The organism is Shinella agrisoli, from assembly GCF_046557955.1.
Lineage (GTDB): Bacteria > Pseudomonadota > Alphaproteobacteria > Rhizobiales > Rhizobiaceae > Shinella.
This window is the reverse complement of the sequence record NZ_JBJIEP010000004.1, coordinates 154,392-180,969: the sequence shown is the minus strand read 5'-3', so window position 1 is coordinate 180,969 and position 26,578 is coordinate 154,392. Positions and strand designations below refer to the sequence as shown.

The window sequence follows — 26,578 nt, the reverse complement described above, 5'->3', positions numbered from 1 at the left end:
TTTGCCGGGATTTCTCTAGGCCTGCAGCGCGGCTCCGAGCAGGACCAGCCCCAGGACCATCACCAGCGCCGCGCCGCCGATCTCGATGGCGGTGCCGACGCGCACGGCCGCAGACCCGTTGCCGGCGAAGCGCACGGCCGCGCCCTTGGCGGTGACGGCGAGGGTGGCGAGGATGGAGACGGTGATGGCCGTGCCGATCGACATGGCGAGCACGGCGAGCATGCCGCCGAGATAGAGGCCGTTCAGGAGCGCGAAGCTCAACACGATGAGCGCGCCGGAGCAGGGACGCAGCCCCACGGCGACGATCGCCGACCAGGCCTCCCTGAGCGCGAAGCGCTCGCCCTTCAAAAGCGAGGGATCCGGCGCATGGGCATGGCCGCAGGTGGCGCAGACTTCACCGGCATGATGGTGATGATGATGGTGCGCGTGGTGGTGATGATGGTGATCGTCGCGGACCTCGACGGCCTGCGCGCCGAGCGCGGAGGCGCGGCGCTCGGCCGGCCGGAGCTTGCGGAAAAGCAACCAGGCGCCGAACAGTGCGATGAGGGCGTAGCTGCCGATCTCGAGCGCGCGGGTGGCGTCGGTCATCGAGATCGTCGTGCCGCGCAGGAACAGGTAGGCCGCGCCGACGAGCAGGATGGCGACGATGCCCTGGAGGATCGAGGAGAGGAATGAGAGGAGCACGCCGCGCTTCAGCTCCACCTCGTTCGCCAGCATGTAGGAGGAGATCACGGCCTTGCCGTGGCCGGGGCCGGCGGCGTGGAAGACGCCATAGGCGAAGGACAGCGCGACGAGCGTCGAGGCCGCCCACGGGTTCTCGCGCATTTCCTTCAGGGCGCCCGTCATCAGCCGGTAGAAGCCCTGCTGCTGGGCGTTGATCCAGGCGAACAGGCCGCCGAAGACGCCGGACGTGTTGAAACCCGGCTCCGCCGAGCCGATGCCGAGCGGCGACTGGGCATGGGCGAGGCCTGCGGTGAGAATGAAAGCAAGGGCGAGGACGAGTGCGAGGAGCACGCCTCTTTGCTTCAGGGCATCGGCATGGAACGCGCGGGTCAGCATGTCAGCTCCAGACGGGTGGCGAAGAGTTTCGACATGTCGGTGCCTGCCGGGTCGTTGAAGAAGGCTTCCGTCAGGCTGTCCTGGTTCTGGGCGAGCACCTCGTCCGGGTCGGGCCTGACGACCGCGCGCTTGCAGGCGGCGAACTTGTCGCCGACGGTGACGAGGTCGTCGTCCGAGGCGAAATCCATCGCCGCATACATGGTGGGGTCGTAGACGCCGAACGTCAGCTTGCCCTTGAGCGGCATGACCTCGCCCGGCTTGACGGTGAAGAACATCAGCAGCTGGCCGTCCTTGTAGTCGACGTTTATCGCGTCGGGCTTGGCGACCTTGATGGTTTTGCCGTCCTCGGTGATCGTCGTGTAGTAGCTGAACTCCTCCAGCGATTCGAGGACGGTCTTGCCGACCTCGGCGAGCTCGTCGGGGTCGAGCTCGGCATTGCTGTTCTTGTCGAAGTCCATGACGACGCTTGCGGAGAACATCTCGTCGAAACGCCAGACATTGCGCAGTTCGTTGACCGTGCCGTCCTCGCTCGCGACCACTTCGAGCCGCGCTTCCGCGAAGATATGCGGATGGGCGAAGGCCGCAGCCGGCGCGAGGAGGGCTGCTCCGGCAACGAGAAGGGGGAGGGCGCGCATCGGTTTCTATCCTCTCGGAGCGGCGTGGCGGTCTCGGGATTCGTCCGGTTCAATGTAACGCAAATGGGTCGGAATTGGGACTTTACTACGCCTCGATGCCGGGATTGCGACGGAACCAGCCGTGCAGGAAATCGACGAAGGTGCGGACCTTCGCCGGCAGGTAGCGGCGATGCGGGTAGATCGCGTAGATGCCGCGGTCGGTCGGCAGGTAGTCCTCGAGGATCGAGACGATCCGGCCGGAATCGAGGCAGGGGCGGGCGATGAAGGCCGGCACCTGCGCGACGCCGAGGCCGCTTGCCGCCGCGCGCACGGCCGCCGTCGGGCTGTTGACCTCGATATGGCCGCCGACCGGCACGCTGAAGCCGGCGCCCTTCTCGTCGACGAAGCGCCAGTTGCTGTGCGACTTGCCGTTGGTGTCGATGATGCAGGGCAGGCGGGCGAGATCGCTCGGATGGTTGATGGGGCCGGCGCGCTCCAGGAATTCCTCGGTCACGCAGATCTTCAGGAAGAAGTCGCCGAGCTTGCGGGCGATGAGGGCGGAATCCTCGAGCCGCGTGATGCGGATCGCCACATCGAACCCTTCCTCCACCAGGTCGACGAACCGGTCGTCGGAGACGATCTCCAGCGAGAGTTCCGGGTGCTGCCGGCCGAAGTCGATGAGCGACTGGCCGATGTCGGCGTCCACGAAGGTGCGCGGAGCGGAGACCTTCAGCTTGCCGCGCAGGTCCGTGTTCTTCTCGCGAACGAGATCGGCCAGGTTGTCGATCTCCTTCAGGATGTCGGAGGCGGTGCGGTAGTAGGTGTGGCCGGCCTCGGTCATCGAGAACTGGCGGGTCGTGCGGTTGAGCAGCAGCGTGCCCAGCTCGTCCTCCAGCTCCCGCACGTATTTGGACAGAAGCGCCTTCGAGCGGCCGGTCCTGCGCGAGGCGGCGGAAAAGCCTTCTGCATCGACGACGTCGATGAAGGCCCGAATTCGGGTCAATGTATCCATGTGTCCCCACTTGAACGATACGCCGCCGTGTCGCGGCGCGGGGTCCGGCGCCTGGGCCGCCGGACGCGGAAAGGATGCGTCAAAACCAGTTCCGCGAATGTCGTGGCTCGATGAATATTTTCAATAGTCGAACGCAAAAAACCTCTTGATTACGACAGCGATTCTTCTTATCTCCAGCCTTGCCCAAAGTCGCACGTGCCTGTGGGTGTCCGCCGACCCTCGATTTGGTGAGGATCATCGGTAAGGTACCTGGACCTAACCGCTCCAGTCGCTATCCCGGCCAACCGGGAAATGCGAGGACATCTTGAAGCAACGACGGTGCGGGCCTTTCTGGTGTCTCCCGGCTTTCCATCAGCCGGGGTTACTGAAGAGGCACACCTTCATTGCCGGACGTGCGGTCGGGTTCTCCCAACCAATCCAAGGCAGACAAAGCCGAATTGAAGCCTAGGCGGGCTTCGGTTCACCGTTCGCGCACGATGCGCATGCTTGGTTCCGGGGTCTCCACCGGCTGGTTCCAGAGCGTTGCCGCATCTGCCCTTTGTCCTCCGGGTTTTCCCGGAGCAACCTGGATATGGGGAATACCGAGATGGCATCTGCACGTATTATCGACTTCCTGAACACCCGACGTCCCGACGGCCCCTGCCTCGTGGTCGACCTCGATGTCGTGCGCGACAACTTCAAGGCCTTCCGCCATGCGCTGCCGGACAGCGCGATCTACTATGCCGTCAAGGCCAACCCGGCGCCGGAGATCCTGCGCCTTCTCGCCAGCATGGGCTCCAACTTCGATTGCGCGTCCGTCGCCGAAATCGAGATGGCGCTCGACGCCGGCGCGACCGCTTCGCGCATCTCCTTCGGCAACACGATCAAGAAGGAGCGCGACATCGCCCGTGCCCATGCGCTCGGCGTCTCGCTCTTCGCCGTCGACAGCCATGAGGAAGTCGAGAAGATCTCCCGCGCCGCACCCGGCGCGCGCGTGTTCTGCCGCGTGCTGACGGACGGCGAGGGCGCCGAATGGCCGCTGTCGCGCAAGTTCGGCTGCGTGCCGCAGATGGCCGTCGACGTGCTCGTCTACGCCCACCAGCTCGGCCTGACGTCCTACGGCGTGTCCTTCCATGTCGGCTCGCAGATGACGAAGCTCGACGCCTGGGATTCGGCGCTCGCCGATGCCAAGCGCGTCTTCGTCTCGCTTGCCAAGCAGGGCATCGAGCTGAAGATGGTCAACATGGGCGGCGGTTTCCCGACGAAGTACCTGCGCGACGTTCCGTCCGCTGAAGCCTATGGTCAGGCGATCTTCGGCGCGCTGAAGAAGCACTTCGGCAACCAGATCCCGGAGACCATCATCGAGCCGGGCCGCGGCATGGTCGGCAATGCGGGCGTGATCAAGGCGGAGGTCGTCCTCGTCTCGAAGAAGTCGGACAACGACAACCACCGCTGGGTCTTCCTCGACATCGGCAAGTTCGGCGGCCTTGCCGAGACCATGGACGAGGCGATCCGCTATCCGATCCGCACGCCGCGCGACGAGGACCGGATGGAGCCCTGCGTGCTCGCCGGCCCGACCTGCGATTCGGCCGACGTGCTCTACGAGAAGAACATGTATCCGCTGCCGGTCTCGCTGACGATCGGCGACGAGGTCCTGATCGAGGGCACGGGCGCTTACACGACGACCTACTCGGCGGTCGCCTTCAACGGCTTCGAGCCGCTCAAGGCCTACGTCATCTGACCGCCACGGCGCTCCCGTCCCTGCGGGAGCGCCACCCTCACACTTCATTCCGGATACCGTCTGAAACGGTTTTGAGTTCGGGAGGCCCAGAGATGGCCACTGTTCTTGATTCTGTCCGCGCGTTCTTCGCGCATGCCGCCTTCACCATCGACCGGGAGAACGCCGGCGACGTCGTCGCGCGCGAGCGCCTGCTCGACAGCGTCATGGGCGAGGCCCGCTTCCGCAAGTCCTCCGAAAAGCTGCGCCGCGGCCGCATGCCGGCGGAGGGCCTCGCGCTCGTCGCGCGCGATCCGGACGGCCACGTCATCGGCACGGTTCGCCTGTGGAATGTCGAGGCAGGGGTCGATTCGGACGGCAATGCCGTGCCGGCGCTGCTGCTCGGCCCGCTCGCCGTCGATTGCGCGCACGAGGGCAAGGGCATCGGCGGCGCGCTGATGCGGGCCGCGGTGACCGAGGCGCGCGACCGCGGCCACGGCGCGGTGCTGCTCGTCGGCGATCCGGAATATTACGAGCGTTTCGGCTTCTTCGCCGACAAGGCGCAGCATCTCGTCATGCCCGGCCCGTTCGCGCGCCGCCGGTTCCTCGCTTTGGAACTGAAGGACGGCTGGCTCGACGGCGCCGCCGGCGTGCTCGTCGCCAGCGGCCGCCGCCGCATGCCGGCCGGGCTGCCCAAGGCCGCCTGAAAGGGGCGCCGGCTACGGCCGGCTCCTCGTTCTTGATGCCTGTCATTGTTTTTATTAGGCAATCGTCAACATCTGTACGAATTCTGCGCCAATCCCGGTGCCGTTCCGCCTTCGTTTGATCCATCTCAAAGGAGGTCGTTTGCCCGTGGCTTCATAGTCGCCGCGCAAAGAGTCGCGACCGATGGAGAGACGACATGAACGGAAATGGGATGACGAAGCTTGCCGCCCTTGCGGCCGGCCTTATGCTGCTCGGCGGCCAGGCGCCGGCGGCGGACCTCGAAGAGCGCATGGCGCCGCCGGAGGCGACGACCGACTTCGCGGCGCAGAGCCCCTGGCAGATCCGCGTGCGCGGCCTCGGCGTCCTGACCAACGATTCCGGTTTCGTCGACGGGATTGCCGGCTCCGACCTTTCCTATTCGGACACGCTCGTCCCGGAACTCGACATTTCCTACTTCTTCACCGACAACATCGCCGCCGAGCTCATCCTCGGCACGACCTATGCGAATGTGAATGCGGACGGCTCTATCGCCGGCCTCGGCAAGGTGGGCAAGACGTGGCTCCTGCCGCCGACGCTGACCCTGCAATATCACTTCACCGATTTCGGCGCCTTCAAGCCCTATGTCGGCGCGGGCGTGAACTACACGCTCTTCTACAACCAGTCCGGCTCGGGCGCCTTCAGCGGCCTCGACGTCAAGAACAAGCTGGGTGCGGCGCTGCAGGTCGGCTTCGACTACATGCTGGACGAGCACTGGGGCGTGAACTTCGACGTGAAGAAGCTCTTCCTCGAGCCCGAATGGAAGGTGGACTTCAACGGCGCGCCGCTGACCGGCAAGGCCAAGCTGGATCCCTGGCTGGTCGGCGCCGGCATCACCTACCGCTTCTGAGGTCCGGCGCGGGGAAACCGCCCCGTCGTCCGCGGGGGACGGGGCGGGCCCTCCGGCAAGACCACGCTTCCGGTGGCGATGCGCCGCCACCGGAGCATTTGACAGACGGGCGGTGAATGCCTATGTGCGGGGCAGGGTGAGAGCCCCTGCCGTCCGCGAGCGCAAGCTTTGGTGAAGTCTCTCGATCAGACAATCGGTCTTCCAGCATCACGCATGCGAACCGGTGGCAATGCGGGCTCCCTCCGACAGATGCATGCAGATATTGGAGATCCGACATGCGTCCCTCATCGACGCCGCTTCCTTCCCTCGATGCCCTGAAAGATCAGGCAAGACGCCTGCGCAACCGGTTTGCGGACGACGGGCAGCCCGTTTCCCATTCCCGTGCGCTCGAACTCATCGCCGCGCAATACGGCTTTCGCGACTGGAATACGCTCCATGCCGCCGCGGGCAACCGGCCGCCGTTCAATCCGTGGATGCTCGGCTCGCGCGTGCGCGGCCACTACCTTGGACAGCCCTTCGACGCGGAGGTCATCGGTGTGCAGGCGTTGCCGAACCAGCCGGGCCGCTACCGCATGACGCTGCACTTCGACGAGCCGGTGGACGTGGTGACCTTCGAAAGCTTCTCCGCCTTCCGCCAGCGCGTCAGCTGCACGGTCGACGAGACGGGGCGGACGAGGGAGAAGACCTCGAACGGCCGGCCGCACCTCGAACTCGAATGGTAGGCTTCAGAACGAGCCGGAAAACCGCGCCGCGAGGCCGCCGACCCTGAAGCCGGCGGCCTCGTCCGTTTCGCGGCGTACGAGGTGGCTGTATTCGAGCGCCACCGTCGCGCCTTTGGCCAGCGTGTAGCTCAGCGTCGCCGTCGCTCCCGTCGTGCGGGTCTGGTAGTCGTAGTAGAGCCAGTCGCTGCGGGCCTGCTCATAGGCAAGGGCGAGCTTCAGCTTTTCCGTCAGCGCGGTCTCCAGGGCGAGGCCGACCGTGCGCACGTCCTCGCCGAGCGGGTCATCGATGTCGTCGAGCCGGATGTCGCGCGCAAACCTTGCCTTCAGCGCGGTGTCCCGCGACAGCTGCCAGCCGAGCTCCGCCTTCAGGAAGGGGCGCGTGCGGTCGACCGTCCCGCCGAGCCCGGGACTGTCCACGCCGACGATGCCGGCCTCCGCCATGAGCGTGACGCCGCCGGCGAGGGCGCGGCCATAAGCGAGCGAGCCGCGCAGCGTGCGGGCGGGAAGGCGCTCGAACCGCTCACGGTCGTCGGCGGGGATGCGGTTCGTGCGGTATTGCAGGGTGGCGCCCACCTCGCCACCGAGAAGCGGGCGGATATGGCCGCCCGTCAGCTCGAAGAGCCGGTTGCCGGCCTCCAGCCGCAGGCGCGGCAGGCCCCGCAGCGTGAAATCCGCCTTGCCGCGGTCAAGGTTCGACAGCGCGGCGGTCAGGCGGCTCTTGCCGTCCCAATGTTCCACGGCGAGGCCGGCGCTTGCCGCCGCGGCGATGTCGGCCTTGCGGTATCCGATCAGGAGGCCGGGCAGGGCAAGGAAGAGATCGCCGTCCCGCCGGTGCTCGATGCCGGCCTTGAGGGTGAGCTCGACGGCTTCGCCGAGGTCGCGCGCATAGCCGATCTCGACACCGGCCTTCCGCTCGTCCGCGAAACGGTAGCGGGCGATGCGCCGGACGCTCGCCGTCAACCCGTAGGCAAAGCGGGAATCCTCAAGGGCGAGGCTGCCGCGCAGGGCGATCTTCCCCTCGCTGAAAGGGGAGGCGAGGCCGGTCGTATCCCTAAAGACGTTCGATGTCCGGCCGCCGCCGAGGCTGTAATCAAGGGTTGAATCGGCATTTGCCGGGTTGCAGGCGGCAAGGGCGAAGAGGGCGCAAAGCAAGCCATGAAGGGGGCGCATCGGCATCTGATCCTGTCCGTTTCCGAAACAGAATCCTAGGGTTGCATGGTTAAAAATTCTCTCAATGGTTGATAATATCCCCAGTATTGCAATTTATTATATCTAAAGTTGTATCGGATTGAGGATTTGTTAAACTTGTCTACGTTATGGTTAACTCTTTGCTATGATTGGCAGATTTGGTTGAGTAAATCATGGCTTATATTACCTTTGATTGTGTACCGATAAGGTGCGCAACCAAAGGAGAGAGACCATGAACAAGACCCGCATCATTGCCATTGCAACCGTCATCGCATTCGCCGGCACCGGCCAGGCCTCGGCCGGCGGCCTGCTCGGCGGCATCGGCATCCTCAACGGCAACAAGACCAGGACAGGCGGCATCGTGATCGCCCCGAGCGTGGGTGTCGGCAACATCCTCAGCGACAACGACGGCAACAAGGTGCTGAACGGCGTGCTCAACGGCACCCTGTCAGGCATCCTCAACGGCAGCACCGTCGGCATCCTCGGCGGCGATTGCGGCTGCAAGAAGCGCAAGCACTGACCGCATTCCCTGCCCCTGCGGCCAGTGGCCCGGGAGAGCCTGGCTCTCCCGGGTTTTCGTGTTCAGGCGAGATTGAGCTGCCAGGAAACGCCGAAACGATCGTTGAGCCAGGCGAAGGCGCGGCTGAACCCATAGTCGTCGAGCGGCATCAGTTCACCGCCGCCATCGCCGAGCACGGCATGCAGCTCCCGGATGCGCGTTTCGGATTCGCATTCGACGAAGAAGGAGAAGGACGGCGTGAAGCTGAAGGCGTGCGATACGGGGCTGTCGATGCACATCACCGACTGGCGGCCGAGGCTGAAGCGGGCGCGCCGGACCGAGCCTTCCCTGCCGGCCTCGCCCGGCCCGTAGCGCTCCATCTCCTCGATGCGGCTTTCGGGGAAGAGGCCGACATAGAAGGTCATCGCCTCCTCGGCGCGGCCCTCGAACATCAGGCATGGGGTGATCGACGAAACCATGGCTGCCTCCCTCTCCGGTCGGCATTATCCGGCAAGGTCGATGACACCGCAATCGCCGGCTTCGCTGCCGAAGGCAAGGAGCTTGCCGTTGCGGCTCCAGGCCATGGAGGTGACGGCGCCCTTGCCGGGGCGGCGCAGCAGCGCCTCGCGGCCGTCGGCAAAGCGGGCGGCGAGCACCATGCCGTCCGAATAGCCGATCGCGACGACCTCTTCGGCCGGATGGCAGGCGACGGCCGTGACCATCACGTCGGCGCGGGTGCCGAGCTCCAGCGGCGGCTTGCCCATCGGGCCGTCCTTCGAGGCGAAGGGCCAGACGATGGCGGCCGGCGCACCGGAGGAGGCGAGCCACTTGCCCCTGGCGGACCAGGAGAGCGACTTCACCTTGGCGGGATAGCCGGTCATGCGCATGTGGCGGGTCTCCGCCCCGGGCTTGGTGTCGAGCTTCCAGCCGTGCAGGGCGTTTTCCTGCATGCTGGTGACGACGAAGCGGCCATCCGGCGAGAAGGTGACGCCGGTATGGGCGCCCTTCCATTCGAGATCGACGGGCGGGGCGGCCATGGCCGCCCAATGCAGCGAGACGCCGTTGTAGCGCGCCACGCCGAGACGCAGGCCCTTCGGCGCGAAGGCGATGCCCTCGGCGGAGCGCGCCTCGGAAAATTCCTTGATCGTGCCGTCCGCAAGCCGGACGCGCGCCGTGCGGCCTTCCGCAAAGCCGACCGCGCCCTGCGGGCCGGCGGCGACCACGGAGATCCACTTGCGCGGCACTTCGGCAAGAAGCGCCGCGGCGCCGTCGGCGACGATCCTGAGCACCTTGCCGTCCTCGCCGCCGGTGATCAGCGTATCGTTCGCCTCGTCGCGCACGCAGGCGAGCAGGCCGTCATGCGCTTCGGTGACCTTGTGGCCGTGATCGAGGCGATGGACGGCGCCGGAGGCGGAGGCGAAGAACGGCACGTCGCCGAGAAAGGCGGCCGCGACGACGTGGCCGTCGAGATCGAGGGGCGCGACCGTCGGCATTATCGGGTCTTTTCCATGCGCATGACGTCGTCCGAAAACCGCTTCGCACTTTTCGGCGTCATGCCTGCGCCTCGCACGCCTTGAAGGTGCGCTCGATCTTCTCGCGGTCGAGGTCGCGGCCGATGAAGACGAGGCGGCTTTCGCGCTTCTCGCCGTCCTTCCAGGCGCGCTGGTGGTCGCCCTCGACGATCATGTGCACGCCCTGCACGACATAGCGGTCGTCATCGCCGGCAAAGGCGATGATGCCCTTGAGGCGCAGGATGTTCGGGCCGTCCGTCTGGGTGATCTTCTGGATCCAGGGGAAGAAGCGGTCGGGGTTCATCTCCCCGCCGCGCAGCGAGATCGACTGCACCGTCACGTCATGGATCGGCGAGACGCCGTGGTCGTGGTGATGGTGGTCATGATCGTGATCGTGGTGGTGATGGTCGTGATCATGGTGATCGTGGCCATGATGGTGATGATGATGGTCGTGGTCGCAATCCGGTCCGCAGACATGGTCCGGATGGTCGTGGTCGAGGAAGTGCGGGTCGTTTTCCAGCGCCCGTTCCAGGTTGAACGCGCCCTGGTCGAGAACCTTGGTGAGGTCGATCTGCGAGCGGGTCGTGCGGTGGATGCGGGCGGAGGGGTTGATGACGCGCACCGTCGCCTCCACCTTGGCCAGCTCTTCCGGGCTGACGAGATCGGTCTTGTTGATGAGCACGACGTCGGCAAACGCGATCTGGTCCTCGGCCTCGCGGCTGTCCTTGAGGCGCAGCGGCAGGTGCTTGGCGTCGACGAGAGCGACGACGGCATCGAGCTCGGTCTTCTGGCGCACGTCGTCGTCCATGAAGAACGTCTGGGCGACCGGCACCGGATCGGCAAGGCCGGTGGTCTCGACGATGATGGCGTCGAAGCGGCCGGGGCGGCGCATCAGGCCTTCGACGACGCGGATGAGGTCGCCGCGCACGGTGCAGCAGATGCAGCCGTTGTTCATCTCGTAGATTTCCTCGTCCGATTCGACGATCAGGTCGTTGTCGATGCCGATCTCGCCGAACTCGTTGACGATGACGGCGTATTTCTTGCCGTGGTTGCCGGTGAGGATGCGGTTGAGCAGCGTCGTCTTGCCGGCGCCGAGATAGCCGGTGAGCACGGTGACGGGGATGGGCTTGGGGAGAGCTGTTTCGGTCATGGGAGCCTCGAAGGATGATCGGACCCAAGGTCCGTCGTTGCGACTGATATAGGAGATCGGACGGGTCAGCGCAAATGTCGATCGGCCCTAGCGAAGCGTATCCGCATCGAACGCGGCGACATCCTCGAGGAGGGCGACGAGGCCGCGCAGGACATGGGCCAGCAGCCGCTCGCCCTTTTCCGCCGTCGCGGCGGCGGCATCGCCCGCCACGCCCTTCGGGTTGAGGTCGGACATCTTCCAGCCGAAGGCGTGCGGGCCATAGGCGCGCAGATGGGCGAAGCGGGCGGCGAACTCCGCCTGCCGCGAGCCGAAGCGTTCCGCCTTGTCCATGCGCACGAGACCGGGATGAAGGGCGAGCATCACGGAGGTTTCGATGTCGCCGCCGTGGATGTCGATCGCCTTGTCCTGCGGGTCGATCCAGCCGGCCGGCTGGCCGAAGCGGGTCCAGGCGGTCGCAACGACGAGCATGCCGAAGCGCACGCGCGCCTCGGTCGCGACGATCGTCATCAGGGGCGAATTGCCGCCGTGGGCGTTGAGCAGCACGAGCTTGCGGATGCCGAAACGGTGCAGGTCCCCGGCGATGCGCAGCCAGCGTTCGATCGCCTGCGCATAGCCGAGCGAACGGGTGCCCGGCACGTCGAGGTGCTCGGGCGAATAGCCGACGGGCTCGGCGGGCAGGAAGGTGACGGGAAGGTGGGCCGGCAGGACCGCCATCAGCCGTTCGGCGATGCCCTCGGCGATCAGCGTGTCTGTTTCCAGCGGCAGGTGCGGGCCGTGCCCCTCGTGGGCGCCGAGCGGCAGGACGGCGATCCAGTCCGCGCGGTCCTCCGGCCCCAGCATGGGGTTGTTTTCGGTCCATCGCATCTTGGGATGCGCCATGGCGTGTCTCCGATCCTTACTTGCCGCCAGCCTCGATCCTCTGTCATACAAGGCCGCGCCCGCGATGCAAGGGCGGTCCAGGAGGCAGCGGATGGGCAAGAAGCACAAGGACGGCAAGGACGGGAAAAAGGCCAAGAAGAAGAAGTCGCACGAGGAGGTCTCGGGCGCGGGCCTTGCCGCCGCCGTCGTCAATGCGGCGCGCTCCATGCGCACGGTGCTTTCCCGCAACCTGCTCGCCACCGGCCTTTATGCCGGGCAGGACGGTGTGATCCTCGCGCTCGCGCAGGAGGGCGGGCTGACGGCCGGCGCGCTCGCCGCCCGCCTCGGCGTCAAGGCGCCGACCATGACGCGTACGATCGGGCGGCTGGAGGCGCAGGGCTTCGTCGAGCGCCGGCCGGACGAGGCGGACGGGCGCCTTACCGTCGTGCACCTCACCGAGGCCGGCCGCGCCTCCGTCGGCCACATCACCGAGGCCGGCCGGCTGAGCGAGCGGCAGGCGGCCGAAGGCCTCAGCGAGAAGGACGTGCGCCATCTCCTGAAGCTTCTGCGCACCGTGGACGAGAACCTGCACGCCGCGATGCCGGACGCGCCGCGCGGCAGCGAAAAGGCAGTTGCCGACGACATTTAAACTGTTTAAATAAACGGTTTTAAAGCCGCGTTGCTGCGCGTTGGCCGGGGAGGGGTCGTGGCACAGAAAATCAAGCTTTCCACCATCGCGGAGACGCTCGGCGTTTCCACGGCGACGGTATCGCTTGCGCTGAGGGACAGCCCGCTCGTGGCTGTCGCGACCCGCGACAGGATCAAGGAACAGGCGCGCGCGCTCGGCTATATCTACAACCGCCGCGCGGCGAGCCTCAGGACCTCCCGCTCCGGCATCATCGGCGTCGTCGTGCACGACATCATGAACCCGTTCTACGCGGAAATCCTCAAGGCCATCGAAAGCGAGCTGGATCGGGACCGGCAGACCTTCATCCTCTCCAACCACTACGATTCGGTCGAGAAGCAGCGCAATTTCGTCGAGACGCTGCTGCAGCTCGGCGGCGACGGCGTGATCATGTCGCCGGCGATCGGCACGCCGCCGGAGGACATCCGGCTCGCGGAGGACAACGGCATGCCGGCGATCCTGATCGCCCGCTCCATCGAGGGGCTGGACGTGCCGATCTTCCGCGGCGACGACAGCTACGGCATCTCGCTCGCCACCAACCACCTGATCGGCCTCGGCCACCGGGTCATCGCCATGGTGGGCGGCACGGACCAGACGTCGACCGGACGGGACCGCTACCAGGGCTATGTCAACGCGCTGCGCAAGGCGAACATCGAGGTGGACCCGGGCCTTCGCATCCCCGGTCCGCGCACCAAGCAGGGCGGCTTCGAGGCGGCGGTGCACTTCCTCTCGCTGCCGCAGAAGCCGACGGCGGCGGTCTGTTGGAACGACCTCGTGGCGATCGGCCTGATGAACGGCATCGCCCGCGCCGGCCTCGTGCCCGGCCGCGACGTCTCCGTCACCGGCTACGACGACCTCGAAGAGGCGGCGATCGCCACGCCCGCGCTCACCACCGTCTGGAACGGCCAGTCCGAGGTCGGGCGCAACGCCGCCCGCGCGCTGCTCGACAAGCTTTCGGGCAGCCACGAGCCGGACGGCATCCATCTCATCAAGCCCGAAATGCGCATCCGGCAATCCACCGGACCGCTGAAGCCGCATCCGGAAGGGTGAGGCATTTCCCAGAGCAGGAGGTTTCACCATGTCAGCCAAGACACGCATCCTCGTGCCGGGCACCATCCGCGAACGGGTGCTCGACCGTCTAGGAGAGGCATTCGACGTCGTGCGCATCGACAGGGCGGATCCGTCGCTTCTCGCCCGGTCGGAGGCGGCGAGCATCGCCGGCGCCGCCGTCTCCGGCGCCTTCGGCGCGGCGATGATCGAGCACCTGCCGGCGCTGGAGATCATCGCGAGCTTCGGTGTCGGCTATGACGAGGTGGACGTCGCCGCCGCCGCGGCGCGGGGCATAGCCGTCACCAATACGCCGGACGTCCTGAACGACGAGGTGGCCGATACCGCGATCGGCCTTCTCATCAATACCGTGCGCCGCTTCCCGCAGGCGGAGGCCTGGCTGCGCGAAGGACGCTGGAAGCGCGACGGCGCCTTTCCGCTGACGCCGCTCAGCCTGCGCGGCCGCAAGGCCGGCATCTACGGGCTCGGGCGTATCGGCCTTGCGATCGCCGAACGGCTGAAGGGGTTCGGCGTCGAGATCGCCTATCATACGCGCCGCCCCCGCGAGGGCGTGCCCTACGCGTACTACCCCTCGCTGATGGCGCTGGCGGAGGCTGTGGACACCCTGATCGCCATCGTGCCGAAGACGGACCAAACGCACAGGACGATCGATGCGGCGGTCCTGCGGGCGCTCGGGGCGAACGGCGTGCTGATCAATGTCGGGCGCGGCTGGACGGTCGACGAGGAGGCGCTGGCCGCGGCGCTGAGGGACGGGGTGATCGCCGCCGCCGGCCTCGACGTGTTCTATGACGAGCCGAACGTCCCGCAGGCGCTCATCGACCTGCCGAACGTCTCGCTGCTGCCGCATGTCGCTTCCGCGTCGGTCGCCACGCGCGACGCCATGGCCGACCTCGTGGCGGACAATCTTTTCGCCTGGTTCGGGCAGGGGGCGGCGCTGACGCCGGTGCCGGAGACGCCCTTTACGCGAAAAGCCGGCTAGGGGCCGGAAAGCCTTCGTTAACCCTTCGGCAAGCTTGCGGGCGCATGCTTCTTCCATCGAGTCGCTGACGAAGGAGAGCCCCATGAAGACGCTGACGATCGCCGTTCTCGCCGGTGCGGTGTCGCTGGGCCTCTGGAGCCTTGCCGCGCAGGAGGTTCCGGACGTCGATCCGGTGGTGTCCAACTCCATCCCCGCGCGGGCGGCAGGCCACAGCTATACGGTCTCCAACGTAGTGGCGAACACGGCCTGCCTTGCCGAACGGGGCAATCCCATTTCGAGCCGCAGCGCGCGGTTTGACGCCGGGGCCGATTGCGATGCCGTCTGGCCCGGCCTTTCCAAGGCGCGGACCTGGACCAGCAACGGCGACGGCACGGTCGTCGTCGCCGATGCGCAGGGCGAGGCGATCCTGACGGTCGTCGACGGCGACGGGCTCGCCTACGAGGCGGTCGAACCCGCCGACGCCATGATCACGATGATTTCCGCGGATTGACGGGTTACTCGGCCGCCGTGCGGTGCATCGCGCCCTGCTTGGCGGCGGCATAATCCCGCACGGCCTGGCCGAAGGCGGCGAAGAGCTTGTCGGAGGGCTGGTCGGAGCCGACCCAGTATTCCGGGTGCCACTGCACGCCGACCGCGAAGGCCTTGGCGCCGATGACGGACACGGCCTCGATCGTGCCGTCTTCCGCGACGGCTTCGACGGCAAGGCGCGGCGCGGTTTCGGCGATGGCCTGGCGGTGCAGCGAGTTCACCTGCACCTCGCCTGCGCCGAGCACCGAGGCAAGGCAGCTTCCCTCCTTGACGATGACCTTCTGGCGGATGCCGTAGGCGACGTCGAGCACCGGCGTGTCCGGCTTGCGGTGGTCCCAGATGCCAGGCTGTTCCTGGATCTCGTTGGCGAGCGTGCCGCCGAGCGCGACATTGAGCTCCTGGATGCCGCGGCAGATGGCGAGCAGCGGAATGCCGCGCTCCAGCGCCCGCTTGATGAGCGGCAGGCTGGTCGCGTCGCGCGCCGTGTCGTAGGGACCTTCCGCCTCAGTCGCTTCCTTGCCGTAGAGGGCAGGGTGAACGTTCGTGCGCGAGCCGCTGACCAGGAGCCCGTCGACCCGGTCGAGGATGCCGTCGAAATCGTTGTCGGCCTCGAGCGCCGGCACGAGGAAGACCGTGACGTCCGCGCCCTTGACGGCGGCGCGCACATACTGGTTCGGGGTGGCCTGCCAGACGTTGCCTTCGATCTCCCGGATATCGGCGGGAATGGCGACGACGGGTTTGGACATGATGGGCTCCGGAAAAGAAATAACAAATGAGGATTTGCTATCAAATCTGCCGCCAGTCAATTCCCCCTTTCCGGCCAAATGACGACGGAACGGCGGGTTCGGGCGGTATGGGCCGGCTTGCGACGGCAGGAGGGCTCACCAGTTTTCACGGGTCGGCAAGAGGCAAGCCGTTAACCATAAGACTGCAAACAGCGATTGCAACCCGCGATTTTCCTTGTCCAACGGCTGCGCAATACTCTGTCGCCTTCGAGTCAGGAAGTTGCGTGCCGAGGGTATGAAAGGTTGAGTCGCCCTCGCTCGGGACGCTTCTCCTGCAATATTGGGTTGAGCGCACCTTCCCTTGGTTGCGCAAGCGTGCGATAATGCGGGATCGTCCCCTTGTTATTGGGTAATTTCCCGAAATCATTCATTAAATTTTGGCCGGTAACCCTCGAACGTCATAGGGAGTGCCGAGTCCATGAGGGATAAGGGTCAGAACACACTGCCGGCCGATGTGTACCTGTCGTTCGTCAGTTCGCTGTATGGGAACCGCCAGACCCTTTTCGTGGGCATGATCTCGCATGTCATCACGTTCTCCTTCGTCTATGCCAAGACCAATGATCCGTTCTTCCTCGTCTGGAGCGCGCTCGTCGTCCTCATCTGGTCGCTGCGCGCCCACGGCATGCGCCGCTTCGACCGCACGGACAAGGGCGCGCTCGATACGGACGGCATCCGCTATTGGGAGAACTGGTACAATCTCGGCGCCGTCGGCACGACGCTCGCGCTGGGCACGGCCTGCTGCTACAGCCTGATCGTCAGCCGCGATGCGTTTGCGGAGATCGCCTGCATCTCGGTGACGCTCGCTACCATGGTTTCCGTCGTCGGCCGCAACTACGGCTCGCCGCGGGCCGTCAACTACATGGTCTTCTCCGCCTGCTTTCCGATCGTGGTCGGGTTTCTCGGCCTGCAGGACTTCTATCACGCGGTGCTCGCCTCCCTCGTCCTGCCCTTCGCGATGACGACGCGGTCGATGGCGAACGGCGTGCGCACCTTCCTCTACGAGAACGTGCTGGCCGCACGCGAGCTCGCGACCATCGCCGACCGCTTCGACACGGCGCTCAACAACATGCCGCACGGCCTGTTCATGCTGGACGCGGACCAGCGCATCCTCGTGGCGAACCGCCGGGCCTGCGAGCTGCTGCATCTCGGCAGCCAGGAGCGGCTGAAGGATTGTCATCTCGACGTGGTCCTGCGCTTCGGCGTGCGCAACACCTTCTTCAATGCCGAGCAGAGCCGGACGATCCTTCGCCGGCTCGAAGAGCTTCTGAAGGGCGAGCGCTCGCGCGCGCTGGTGCAGGTGACGGACGGGCTCTACCTCGAATTCACCGCCGCGCCCCGCGACAATGGCGGCGCCGTCCTCATCTTCGAGGACGTGACGGCACGCGTGCGGGCGGAGAAGAAGATCCTGCACATGGTGCGCTACGACAGCCTCACCGGCCTGCCGAACCGCACCTATTTCGCCGATCTCGTGCAGGAGGCGCTCGGCGAGCGCAGGAAGCCGGGTACGGTCGGCTTCATGGTGCTCGACGTCGACGACTTCAAGCATGTCAACGACATGAAGGGCCATGTCACCGGCGACCGGCTGCTTTGCGCCGTCGCCGAACGGCTGCGCCAGATTGCCGGCGACCAGGCGATCGCCGGCCGCCTGATGGGCGACGAGTTCATCCTGTTCTTCCCGAATGAGACGAACCGGCGCGACCTCGAAGTGCGCATGCGGCGGCTCCACGAGCAATTGCGCGGCACCTACGAATTCGACGGCATGACCCTCTTCGTCTCCTTCAGCGCGGGCTGCGTGACGGTGGCGAGCGACGATTTCCGGCTGGAGGAGATGCAGATCCGCGCCGATCTCGCGCTGTTCGAGACGAAGTCGCGCGTCAAGGGCGGCTTCACCGTCTTCGAGCAGGAGATGGATGCACGCTACATGGATCGCCAGAAGCTCAAGGACGACCTGCGCGAGGCGCTCGCCAACGATGCGCTGGCGGTCGCCTACCAGCCGATGTTCGTGCCGGACGGCTCACGCATCGAATGCTGCGAGGCGCTGTCGCGCTGGACGCATCCGGAGCGCGGTCCGGTGGCGCCGAACGTCTTCATCAGGATCGCCGAGGAGATGGGCATCGTCTCCGAGATCACGCGGTTCATGATCAACCGCGCCTGCGCCGACTGCTCGACCTGGCCGGCGCACATGAACGTGTCCGTGAACCTCTCCGTGCAGGACCTGCGCGGCACGGGCATCATCGAGATCGTTTCCGGGGCGCTGGAGGCGGCAGGGCTGGCGCCGCACCGCCTGCATCTCGAAGTCACCGAGAGCTGCCTCATGGAGGAACCGGTCAAGGTGCAGGCGATCCTGCAGGAGCTTCGCGCCCGCGGCATCACCATCGCCATCGACGATTTCGGCACCGGGTATTCGAGCCTCAGCTATCTCGATCAGCTTCCGCTCGACGTCATCAAGATCGACCGGTCCTTCGTGCGCAACATCGGAGAGGACCCGCGCCGCTTCAAGCTGCTGCGCGGCACCGTCAACCTGTCGCGCGAGCTCGGCCTGCGCATCGTCATCGAGGGCGTGGAGACGGAGGAGCAGCTCGCCCTCATCAACAAGTACCATTGCGCGGATCTCGTGCAGGGCTATGTGTTCGCGGCGCCCATGTCGCCCGATGCGCTGCGCGACCGCTACGAAAGCCTGGGCGGCAAACCGGACGAACCCCGCCGCCGCGGGCGCCGCGTCGCCTGACGCTTCATTTCCCGCTTTGTTCGACGGATGTATAAGTCCACACGATGTATCAGTTTATTCAAAATTAGCGTTAACCATATATTAAGGTTAATGAATGGTATTTTACACAAATTGTCTTATATCGATGATTATGAAGTCGGCGGCGGGGTGCGGCCGGCTTTTTCGATCAGGGGTATGGGGCAATGGCCAACGTGGAAACGGCGAACAATCGCTTTTCCGAAAAGCTTCTTGGGCTGCTCGACAAGGTGGAATACCGCCGTGTCGAAACAAGCGAGGACATGGAAGACATCGCTCGCATCCGCTACAAGGCCTACAAGGCCGGCAGCGTGATGCATCTGGCGGACGACTCGCCGCTTCTCATCGACGAGGTCGATTTCGACAGCCATGCCTATGTCTTCGGCATCTACTACGAGGAGCGTCTGATCTCGACGGTGCGCCTGCACCATGTGACGCCGGAGCATCGGGTCACGTCGTCGGGCAAGGTGTTCCCCGATGAGATCAAGGCTTTCCTGGATGCGGGCATGTCGCTGATCGATCCGGTTCGCCTTGCCGCCGATCCGGAAGTCTGGAGCGAGATGCCGGCGATCCCGTACCTGACGCTGCGCCTTGCGACGATGGCGGCGGACTATTTCGATGCCGACCGCGTCCTCCAGATGGTCAAGCCTGCCCATGCGGCCTTCTACAGGCGCGTCTTCGACGGCGATTTCGTCGCCTCGCCGAAAAGCAACCAGGGCAAGTTCATCATCGACCTGATGCTGATGGCGACGCGTTGCAGGGACGTGCGGTCCTCGCTCTATGCGCGCTTCCCGTTCTTCCAGTCGGAACCTTTCGAGCGGCGGATGCTGTTCGCCCGCGGCGACGAGATGCCGTTCAGCCCGCTGACGGTGCGGCCCACCGCCCGTCTCGCGGACACCCATCGCCGCGTGCAGATCTCCGGCGGCGCCTACGCCGGGTAGCCTTGCGTTTCGATGTCGCACGACGGGCCGGTTTCCCGCGAAACCGGCCCGTTCCGCTTGGGAAACGATACGGGGTGAAATCCGCGTTCCGCCTTGCCGTTGCGCTTTGCCGATCCATTGTGTATGGCCAGAAAGACGCGCTTTCGCGCTTGAGGGAATCGCCGGGCCGTTCTGGTCCCGGCCTGTTTTAGGCGCTCATCGGGTGGAGCTTTCCGGCTGGCGGGTGCGGCTGCTTAGGAGAAGGTGACTATGGCTGAACATCATGACGGACCGGTCGAGCTGGGCGCTCCGATGGACTATCGCGAGCACGAGAAGACCTACAACCTCTTCGTCAACGGCGCAAAATACGGCACGCTGTTCTGTGTGGCGCTGCTGATCGCCATGGCCGCCGGCTTCTTCACCAGCGCCGGCTTCTTCTCGAGCCTCCTGCTGCTCATCATTCTCAACGTCGCCGGATACTTCCTCCTGCGTTGACCTGAAAGCCGCATCTGCGGTTCGCTGCGACGCCGCCCGGCGTCGTGATCCAACACGGCCAGTCTCGGGGGGAGGACCACGGTTTGAGTCAGTGTGTTTTTGTCGCGCGGGAAAGCGATCCGGCCGAAGGCCGCGTCGCCGGTTCCGTCGAAACAGTCAAGAAAATGAAGGCATTGGGGCTCGACGTGCTGGTGGAGGCCGGCGCGGGCCTTGCCTCGCGTATCCTGGATGGCGACTACGAGGCCGCCGGTGCCCGCATCGTCGGCCCGCAGGAGGCGAATGCGGCGGACGTGATCCTCAAGGTCCGCCGTCCGACCCCGGCAGAGATCGCGACCTACAAGCCGGGCGCGATCGTCATCGCCACGATGGATCCCTACGGCAACGAGACGGCCATCGCCGAGATGGCCAAAGCCGGGCTGACGGCCTTCGCCATGGAACTGATGCCGCGCATCACGCGCGCCCAGTCGATGGACATCCTCTCCTCGCAGGCGAACCTTGCCGGCTATCAGGCCGTCATCGACGCCGCCCATGAATTCGACCGCGCCATGCCGATGATGATGACCGCCGCCGGCACCGTGCCGGCCGCCAAGGTCTTCGTCATGGGCGCGGGCGTCGCCGGCCTCCAGGCCATCGCCACGGCCCGCCGCCTCGGCGCGGCCGTCTCGGCGACGGACGTGCGCCCCGCCGCCAAGGAGCAGGTCGCCTCGCTCGGCGCCAAGTTCATCGCCGTCGAGGACGAGGAGTTCAAGGCGGCCGAGACCGCCGGCGGCTACGCCAAGGAAATGTCCGCCGCCTACCAGGCCAAGCAGGCGGCGCTCGTCGCCGACCATATCGCCAAGCAGGACATCGTCATCACGACGGCGCTGATCCCCGGCCGTCCGGCGCCGCGCCTTGTGACGCGCCAGATGCTGGCTTCGATGCGCACCGGTTCCGTCGCCGTCGACCTCGCGGTCGAGCGCGGCGGCAATATCGAGGGGTCCGAGGCGGGCAAGGTCGTCGAGGTCGAGGGCGTCAGGGTCATCGGCTATCTCAACGTGCCGGGCCGCATCGCGGCTTCCGCCTCGGCGCTCTACGCCAAGAACCTTCTCACCTTCCTGGAGACCATGGTCGACAAGGAGACGAAGTCGGTCTCGGTCAATGCCGAGGACGAACTGGTCAAGGCGACGATGCTGACCCATGGCGGGGCCGTGGTGCATCCGAACTTCGGCGGTGCCGCCGCTCATGAAGGGGAGGGCAAGTGATGGCGAACGAACTTCTGGACAAGGCGATCACCGATCTCGAACGCGCCGTCGAAGCCGTGCGCGCCGCATCGGAATATGTGCCGGACGCGGCCGCCGCCGCGGCGCACGGCGTTTCCGGCGGGGCGATCGATCCCTTCGTCTTCCGCCTGGCGATCTTCGTGCTGTCGATCTTCGTCGGCTACTACGTCGTCTGGTCGGTGACGCCGGCGCTGCACACGCCGCTGATGGCCGTCACCAACGCGATCTCCTCGGTCATCGTCGTCGGCGCGCTGCTCGCCGTCGGCATCTCGCTTTCGGGCGTTGCGACCGGCTTCGGCTTCGTCGCGCTGATCCTCGCCTCCGTTAACATCTTCGGCGGCTTCCTCGTCACCCAGCGCATGCTGGCGATGTACAAGAAAAAAGACAAGTGAGGCCGGCCCGATGAACGCAAACTTCGCAGCCTTCCTCTATCTCGTCTCGGGTGTCCTCTTCATCATGGCGCTGCGCGGCCTGTCGCATCCGACGACCAGCCGGCGCGGCAACATGCTCGGCATGATCGGCATGGGGATCGCCATCGGCACGACGCTGCTGCTGGCGACGCCCTCCTTCGGCGGCCTCGTGCTCATCGTGCTCGGCCTTGCCATCGGCGGCGGTGCGGGCGCCTATATCGCCCGCTCCATCCCGATGACCTCGATGCCGCAGCTCGTCGCCGGCTTCCACTCGCTCGTCGGCCTTGCCGCCGTGCTGGTGGCCGCGGCCGCGCTCTATTCGCCGGTCTCCTTCGGTATCGGCGAGGTGGGCGGCATCCACGGCCAGGCGCTCGTAGAAATGGCGCTCGGCGCGGCGATCGGCGCGATCACCTTCACCGGCTCGATCATAGCCTTCCTCAAGCTCGATGGGCGCATGTCCGGCAAGCCGATCATGCTGCCCTACCGGCACGTCATCAACATCGTGCTGGTGGCGCTGATCGTCTTCTTCATCGTCGGCCTGACGCTGTCGGAAAGCCATATGGACTTCTGGCTGATCGTCGTGCTCTCGCTGGCGCTCGGCGTCCTCATCATCGTGCCGATCGGCGGGGCGGACATGCCAGTGGTCGTCTCGATGCTCAACTCCTATTCGGGCTGGGCAGCGGCCGGCATCGGCTTCACGCTCGGCAACCTCGCGCTCATCATCACCGGCGCGCTGGTCGGCTCCTCGGGCGCGATCCTCTCCTACATCATGTGCAAGGGCATGAACCGCTCGTTCGTCTCCGTCATCCTCGGCGGCTTCGGCGGCGAGACGGCGGCAGCGGCGGACGACGGCATCCAGCGCACGGTCAAGCAGGGCTCGGCCGACGATGCGGCCTTCCTGATGGCCAACGCCTCCAAGGTCATCATCGTGCCGGGCTACGGCATGGCGGTGGCGCAGGCCCAGCACGCGCTGCGCGAGCTTGCCGACAAGCTGAAGGAACAGGGCGTCGAGGTGAAATACGCGATCCACCCGGTCGCGGGCCGCATGCCCGGCCACATGAACGTGCTGCTTGCCGAAGCGAACGTGCCCTATGACGAGGTGTTCGAACTGGAGGACATCAACTCGGAATTCGCCCAGGCGGACGTCGCCTATGTCATCGGCGCCAACGACGTGACGAACCCGGCCGCGCGCGACGACAAGTCCTCGCCGATCTACGGCATGCCGATCCTCGACGTCGACAAGGCCAAGACCTGCCTCTTCGTCAAGCGTTCGCTCGGCTCCGGCTATGCCGGCATCGACAACACGCTGTTCTACAAGGACGGCACGATGATGCTGCTGGGCGACGCCAAGAAGATGACGGAAGACATCGTCAAGGCGATGAACCACTGAGGCGAGGCCGGCCGGACAGCGCGTCGATAAAGAAAAGCCCGCGAGACGATCGCGGGCTTTTTGCATTCCGGGGCTTGCTGCCGGTCAGGCCGGCTGTGCGGTGCCGGCCCCGCGGGTGCGGGCGAGGCCCGACTTTGCCGGTGCGTAGTTCGGGTCGAGGCGCAGCGCCTGCGAATAGGACCGCGCGGCGCGCGTCATGTCGCCGCGGCGCTCGTAGATCAGCGCCTGGTTCGCCCAGGATTCGGCCAGCTTGCCGTCGAGGTTGATCGCGGTGTTGAAATCCTGGAAGGCGTTGTCGTCGTCGCCTTGCGCGGCGTAGGAGATGCCGCGGCCGTTATAGGGCTCGGCCGAGTTCGGCGAGAGCGAGATGGCCTTGGAGAAGTCCTCGATCGCCTTGTCGTGCTGGCGGCGTGCCTGGTAGATCAGGCCGCGGTTGTGATAGGCGCGCGGGTCGGTCGTATCGAGCTCGATGGCGCGGTTGAAGTCGCGGAACGCGTCGTCGAGGCGGCCGGCCTGGCGATAGAGGTTGCCGCGGCCGATATAGGCGACGTCATAATTCGGGTTGATCTGCAGCGCCATGTTGTAGTCGGCGGCCGCCTGCGCCTGGTCGCCCAGGCTGCGCTGGACGAGCGCGCGGTTGGCGTAAGCCTGGTAGAAGCGCGGGTTGAGCTCGATGGCGCGGTTGAAGTCGTCGAGCGCGCGGCGGTGCTGACCGGCGCGGCCATAGGCCGAGCCGCGGACGTTGTAGCCTTCCGGATCCTGCGGGTTGGCGGCGATCACCGCGGAGAGCGACGAGATGTTCTCCTCCGAGCCCTGGGCGCGCTCGACCTTCAGGACGTCCGTCGAGGTGGTCGACTGGCAGCCGGCGAGCAGCAGGGCGAGCGACGTGGCGGCGACGGCGGCCATCAGGGGGCGGCGAATGCGGGCGGACGGGGAGGAGGGACGATCGGTCGGGAACGCGATAGATGCAGCCATGTCCAAGTGCGGATCCTCAAAATGGGCTCGTCGCGCGTCATGCGCGAAGAATACGCTACGGCCTTGAAGGCAACTCCGGCGGAAGTGCGTAGCGGTTGCGCCCGAAGTTGCACGGGAAGCGTTTCACAAGAGTGAAAATCTTCCGGTCACGTCAAAAAAGGCGGCGGCGAATTCATCGCCCCCGCCCGGTCTTGCATCCGAAAACGTCGAAAAAACGACCGATCAGCGGGCGCCAGGACGGCCGCCGATGAGGCCTTCGCGCTGGGCGCGCTTGCGGGCCAGCTTGCGGACGCGACGAACAGCTTCTGCCTTTTCACGCGCACGCTTCTGCGACGGCTTTTCATAGTAGTCGCGCATCTTCATTTCACGGAAAATGCCTTCGCGCTGCATCTTCTTCTTGAGAGCGCGGAGAGCCTGATCAACGTTGTTGTCGCGGACAAGTACCTGCACGAGAATCCCGTTCCTTTGTTTGTTGCGCGCCCGGCGATTCCTTGAGGTCGTCAGGCAAAGAGATGACGTTCGCGCAGCCCGGAAGGCTGACGATTGGGGCGTCGGATACCAGATCGCTCGGAAGAAGTCCAGCCTGAAGCGCCCGGATGTTGAGGATATTTGCGTGGAAGCCTCGTAAAACCATCGCAAAACGCCGATGGGGATCATGTCGCATGTGGTACAAGGTACGCCTGAATGCGTCGCAAAGGATACGGCGCGCGGCGCCAAGATTTGCTTTCTATCGGGGCAGGAAACAGCCGGCGGCGCCGGCGAGACATCGAGGACTGGGAATGCGCAAATATTCGGTTTTCGCCGTCGCCCGCGAGGCGATGCGCGGCCACAAGGGGTGGGAGGCGCAATGGACCTCGCCCGAGCCGCGCAAGGAATACGACGTGATCATCGTCGGCGGCGGCGGCCACGGCCTGGGCGCGGCCTACTATCTTGCCAAGGAACACGGCATCACCAATGTCGCCGTGATCGAGAAGGGCTGGCTCGGCGGCGGCAATACCGGCCGCAACACCACGATCATCCGCTCGAACTATCTCTATGACGAGAGCATGGACATCTACGAGCACTCGCTGAAGCTCTGGGAGGGCCTCAGCCAGGACCTCAACTACAACGTCATGTATTCGCCGCGCGGCGTGATGATGCTGTCGCACAATGTCCACGACAAGCAGTCCTTCCAGCGGCACGTCCACGCCAACCGCCTCTACGGCATCGACAACGAATGGCTGACGCCGCAGCAGGCGAAGGAATACTGCCCGCCGCTCGACATCTCCGCGACCGCCCGCTACCCGATCAACGGCGCGGCCCTCCAGCGGCGCGGCGGCACCGCCCGCCACGACGCCGTCGCCTGGGGCTATGCCCGTGCGGCCTCGGACCGCGGCGTGCACATCATCCAGAACTGCGAGGTCAAGGGCATCCGCCGCGGGCCGGACGGGGCGGTGACGGGCGTCGAGACGTCGAGGGGCTTCATCGGCGCCAAGAAGATCGCCGTGTCGGCCTCCGGCCACAACTCGGTCATCCTGGCGATGGCCGACGTCAAGCTGCCGCTGCATTCCGTGCCGCTCCAGGCGCTCGTCTCCGAGCCGCTGAAGCCGATTTTCCCCTGCGTCGTCATGTCCAATTCGGTGCATGCCTATATCTCGCAGTCGGACAAGGGCGAGCTCGTCATCGGCGCGGGCACTGACCAGTACAATTCCTACTCCCAGACCGGGGGCCTGCAGATCATCACGCATACGCTGGACGCGATCTGCGAGCTCTTCCCGATGTTCCGCCGCGTCAAGATGATGCGCCAGTGGGGCGGCATCACCGACAATACGCCGGACCGCTCGGCGATCCAGGGCGTGACGCCGGTCCCGAACCTCTTCGTCAACTGCGGCTGGGGCACCGGCGGCTTCAAGGCGACACCGGGTTCGGCGCATCTCTTCGCCTACCTCATCGCCAAGGGCGAGCCGCACAGGCTGGCGGCCGGCCTGACGCTCGACCGCTTCCGCACCGGCCGCCTCATCGACGAGGCGGCGGCGGCGGCCGTGGCCCACTGATGAACGGCGCGCTCGTCGCCGGATTGCTGATGACGGCCGGCCTCGTGCCGGCCGGCGACATGATCCCCGGCGCAGGGGACTTTCGCTTTCAGACGATCCGCAAGGCGGCGGGCGAGGAGAATTGGCCCTTCATCGCCGAGAGCGGGATGCTGGGATGTGCGAAAGTGCTCGGCGAGCCGACGGTCTACTTCATTCCGGACGAAGCGGACCTCACCCGCGCTTTCCACATCGACGTCAACCTCTTTGCGATGAGCATCACCAATCTCGGCGTGCCAGACGTGCTGGCCCCCTACGACGACAACGCACAGCTGCTCCGTCGGCTTGTGCCCTTCGTCACCATGGGCCAGCGACTTTGCGACCAGGACCCGGGCACGCATGTGACGGGCCCAGAGCTTTAAACAGGTAGGA

General features: G+C 65.8%; 28 protein-coding genes. 17 read left to right on the top strand and 11 right to left on the bottom strand.

Annotation, left to right across the window (positions count from 1 at the left end):
- Positions 1-15: 15 nt before the first annotated feature.
- The 3 genes from ACIIOY_RS04955 to ACIIOY_RS04945 form a co-directional block, all read right to left on the bottom strand.
- On the bottom strand, positions 16-1,059 hold the full coding sequence (locus tag ACIIOY_RS04955) for a nickel/cobalt transporter (RefSeq protein ID WP_411033513.1): 1,044 nt from the start codon (positions 1,057-1,059) through the stop codon (positions 16-18).
- Positions 1,053-1,694: a DUF1007 family protein gene (locus ACIIOY_RS04950; protein WP_411033512.1), complete on the bottom strand. Its 642-nt coding sequence runs from the start codon at positions 1,692-1,694 to the stop codon at positions 1,053-1,055. Before ACIIOY_RS04950 ends, ACIIOY_RS04955 begins: the two co-directional genes overlap by 7 nt.
- 85 nt (positions 1,695-1,779) lie before the next feature.
- Complete coding sequence (locus ACIIOY_RS04945; protein ID WP_411033511.1) at positions 1,780-2,685, bottom strand: LysR family transcriptional regulator; 906 nt, start codon at positions 2,683-2,685, stop codon at positions 1,780-1,782.
- A 586-nt stretch (positions 2,686-3,271) separates the two neighbouring features.
- Here ACIIOY_RS04945 and odc2 point away from each other — a divergent pair.
- The 4 genes from odc2 to ACIIOY_RS04925 all read left to right on the top strand — a co-directional run bounded on the left by odc2 (position 3,272) and on the right by ACIIOY_RS04925 (position 6,694).
- Complete coding sequence (gene odc2, locus ACIIOY_RS04940) at positions 3,272-4,405, top strand: ornithine/lysine decarboxylase (RefSeq protein WP_411033510.1); 1,134 nt, start codon at positions 3,272-3,274, stop codon at positions 4,403-4,405.
- Positions 4,406-4,497: 92 nt separating this feature from the next.
- Entirely contained in the window at positions 4,498-5,088 is a 591-nt protein-coding gene (locus ACIIOY_RS04935; RefSeq protein ID WP_411033509.1) for a GNAT family N-acetyltransferase, read from the top strand.
- 209 nt (positions 5,089-5,297) lie between these two features.
- The gene (locus ACIIOY_RS04930) at positions 5,298-5,972 is read left to right on the top strand and encodes an OmpW/AlkL family protein (RefSeq protein ID WP_411033508.1); all 675 of its coding nucleotides are present in this window, start codon (positions 5,298-5,300) and stop codon (positions 5,970-5,972) included.
- A 275-nt stretch (positions 5,973-6,247) separates the two neighbouring features.
- On the top strand, positions 6,248-6,694 hold the full coding sequence (locus ACIIOY_RS04925) for a glyoxalase superfamily protein (RefSeq protein WP_411033507.1): 447 nt from the start codon (positions 6,248-6,250) through the stop codon (positions 6,692-6,694).
- Between the two features lie 3 nt (positions 6,695-6,697).
- Here the strand turns inward: ACIIOY_RS04925 and ACIIOY_RS04920 are convergent, their stop codons facing one another.
- Positions 6,698-7,864 (bottom strand): outer membrane beta-barrel protein, encoded by a 1,167-nt coding sequence (locus ACIIOY_RS04920; RefSeq protein WP_411033506.1) that lies wholly within the window; start codon positions 7,862-7,864, stop codon positions 6,698-6,700.
- Between the two features lie 250 nt (positions 7,865-8,114).
- Here ACIIOY_RS04920 and ACIIOY_RS04915 point away from each other — a divergent pair, with 250 nt between their 5' ends.
- On the top strand, positions 8,115-8,402 hold the full coding sequence (locus ACIIOY_RS04915; protein ID WP_411033505.1) for a hypothetical protein: 288 nt from the start codon (positions 8,115-8,117) through the stop codon (positions 8,400-8,402).
- A 62-nt stretch (positions 8,403-8,464) separates the two neighbouring features.
- On the opposite strand, the gene ACIIOY_RS04910 is transcribed toward ACIIOY_RS04915, so the two are convergent.
- The 4 genes from ACIIOY_RS04910 to ACIIOY_RS04895 form a co-directional block, all read right to left on the bottom strand.
- The gene (locus ACIIOY_RS04910; protein WP_411033504.1) at positions 8,465-8,860 is read right to left on the bottom strand and encodes a VOC family protein; all 396 of its coding nucleotides are present in this window, start codon (positions 8,858-8,860) and stop codon (positions 8,465-8,467) included.
- A 24-nt stretch (positions 8,861-8,884) separates the two neighbouring features.
- A complete protein-coding gene (locus ACIIOY_RS04905) occupies positions 8,885-9,874 on the bottom strand; it encodes a WD40 repeat domain-containing protein (RefSeq protein WP_411033503.1) in 990 nt (329 codons plus the stop codon).
- A gap of 58 nt (positions 9,875-9,932) precedes the next feature.
- Positions 9,933-11,042: a CobW family GTP-binding protein gene (locus tag ACIIOY_RS04900; protein ID WP_411033502.1), complete on the bottom strand. Its 1,110-nt coding sequence runs from the start codon at positions 11,040-11,042 to the stop codon at positions 9,933-9,935.
- An 87-nt stretch (positions 11,043-11,129) separates the two neighbouring features.
- On the bottom strand, positions 11,130-11,921 hold the full coding sequence (locus ACIIOY_RS04895; RefSeq protein ID WP_411033501.1) for a creatininase family protein: 792 nt from the start codon (positions 11,919-11,921) through the stop codon (positions 11,130-11,132).
- Positions 11,922-12,012: 91 nt separating this feature from the next.
- Here ACIIOY_RS04895 and ACIIOY_RS04890 point away from each other — a divergent pair, with 91 nt between their 5' ends.
- From ACIIOY_RS04890 to ACIIOY_RS04875, 4 genes are all read left to right on the top strand, one after another.
- Entirely contained in the window at positions 12,013-12,549 is a 537-nt protein-coding gene (locus tag ACIIOY_RS04890) for a MarR family winged helix-turn-helix transcriptional regulator (RefSeq protein WP_411033500.1), read from the top strand.
- Positions 12,550-12,606: 57 nt separating this feature from the next.
- Positions 12,607-13,635: a LacI family DNA-binding transcriptional regulator gene (locus ACIIOY_RS04885; RefSeq protein WP_411033499.1), complete on the top strand. Its 1,029-nt coding sequence runs from the start codon at positions 12,607-12,609 to the stop codon at positions 13,633-13,635.
- Between the two features lie 28 nt (positions 13,636-13,663).
- Positions 13,664-14,632 carry a 2-hydroxyacid dehydrogenase gene (locus ACIIOY_RS04880; RefSeq protein WP_411033498.1) on the top strand — a complete coding sequence of 323 codons (969 nt, stop codon included), beginning with the start codon at positions 13,664-13,666 and terminating at the stop codon, positions 14,630-14,632.
- Positions 14,633-14,714: 82 nt separating this feature from the next.
- Entirely contained in the window at positions 14,715-15,122 is a 408-nt protein-coding gene (locus tag ACIIOY_RS04875) for a hypothetical protein (protein ID WP_411033497.1), read from the top strand.
- A gap of 4 nt (positions 15,123-15,126) precedes the next feature.
- On the opposite strand, the gene ACIIOY_RS04870 is transcribed toward ACIIOY_RS04875, so the two are convergent.
- Positions 15,127-15,906 carry a gamma-glutamyl-gamma-aminobutyrate hydrolase family protein gene (locus ACIIOY_RS04870; protein WP_411033496.1) on the bottom strand — a complete coding sequence of 260 codons (780 nt, stop codon included), beginning with the start codon at positions 15,904-15,906 and terminating at the stop codon, positions 15,127-15,129.
- Positions 15,907-16,363: 457 nt separating this feature from the next.
- On the opposite strand from ACIIOY_RS04870, the gene ACIIOY_RS04865 reads away from it, so the two are divergent.
- The 6 genes from ACIIOY_RS04865 to ACIIOY_RS04840 all read left to right on the top strand — a co-directional run bounded on the left by ACIIOY_RS04865 (position 16,364) and on the right by ACIIOY_RS04840 (position 23,162).
- Positions 16,364-18,673 (top strand): putative bifunctional diguanylate cyclase/phosphodiesterase, encoded by a 2,310-nt coding sequence (locus ACIIOY_RS04865; protein WP_411033495.1) that lies wholly within the window; start codon positions 16,364-16,366, stop codon positions 18,671-18,673.
- A gap of 182 nt (positions 18,674-18,855) precedes the next feature.
- Entirely contained in the window at positions 18,856-19,629 is a 774-nt protein-coding gene (locus tag ACIIOY_RS04860) for an N-acyl amino acid synthase FeeM domain-containing protein (RefSeq protein WP_411033494.1), read from the top strand.
- A gap of 249 nt (positions 19,630-19,878) precedes the next feature.
- A complete protein-coding gene (locus tag ACIIOY_RS04855) occupies positions 19,879-20,103 on the top strand; it encodes an aa3-type cytochrome c oxidase subunit IV (RefSeq protein WP_411033493.1) in 225 nt (74 codons plus the stop codon).
- An 83-nt stretch (positions 20,104-20,186) separates the two neighbouring features.
- On the top strand, positions 20,187-21,344 hold the full coding sequence (locus tag ACIIOY_RS04850; protein ID WP_411033492.1) for a Re/Si-specific NAD(P)(+) transhydrogenase subunit alpha: 1,158 nt from the start codon (positions 20,187-20,189) through the stop codon (positions 21,342-21,344).
- Positions 21,344-21,754, top strand: coding sequence for an NAD(P) transhydrogenase subunit alpha part 2 (locus ACIIOY_RS04845; RefSeq protein ID WP_272806564.1), 411 nt, complete (start codon positions 21,344-21,346; stop codon positions 21,752-21,754). The genes ACIIOY_RS04850 and ACIIOY_RS04845 overlap by 1 nt, the downstream gene beginning before the upstream one ends.
- 10 nt (positions 21,755-21,764) lie before the next feature.
- On the top strand, positions 21,765-23,162 hold the full coding sequence (locus ACIIOY_RS04840) for an NAD(P)(+) transhydrogenase (Re/Si-specific) subunit beta (RefSeq protein ID WP_411033491.1): 1,398 nt from the start codon (positions 21,765-21,767) through the stop codon (positions 23,160-23,162).
- Between the two features lie 84 nt (positions 23,163-23,246).
- On the opposite strand, the gene ACIIOY_RS04835 is transcribed toward ACIIOY_RS04840, so the two are convergent.
- Positions 23,247-24,137, bottom strand: coding sequence for a tetratricopeptide repeat protein (locus ACIIOY_RS04835; RefSeq protein ID WP_411033490.1), 891 nt, complete (start codon positions 24,135-24,137; stop codon positions 23,247-23,249).
- 222 nt (positions 24,138-24,359) lie between these two features.
- Positions 24,360-24,587 (bottom strand): 30S ribosomal protein S21, encoded by a 228-nt coding sequence (rpsU, locus tag ACIIOY_RS04830; protein ID WP_119256642.1) that lies wholly within the window; start codon positions 24,585-24,587, stop codon positions 24,360-24,362.
- 329 nt (positions 24,588-24,916) lie between these two features.
- On the opposite strand from rpsU, the gene ACIIOY_RS04825 reads away from it, so the two are divergent.
- Both ACIIOY_RS04825 and ACIIOY_RS04820 read left to right on the top strand, forming a co-directional pair.
- A complete protein-coding gene (locus tag ACIIOY_RS04825) occupies positions 24,917-26,170 on the top strand; it encodes a sarcosine oxidase subunit beta family protein (protein ID WP_411033489.1) in 1,254 nt (417 codons plus the stop codon).
- Positions 26,170-26,568, top strand: coding sequence for a hypothetical protein (locus ACIIOY_RS04820; RefSeq protein WP_411033488.1), 399 nt, complete (start codon positions 26,170-26,172; stop codon positions 26,566-26,568). Before ACIIOY_RS04825 ends, ACIIOY_RS04820 begins: the two co-directional genes overlap by 1 nt.
- Positions 26,569-26,578 lie beyond the last annotated feature (10 nt).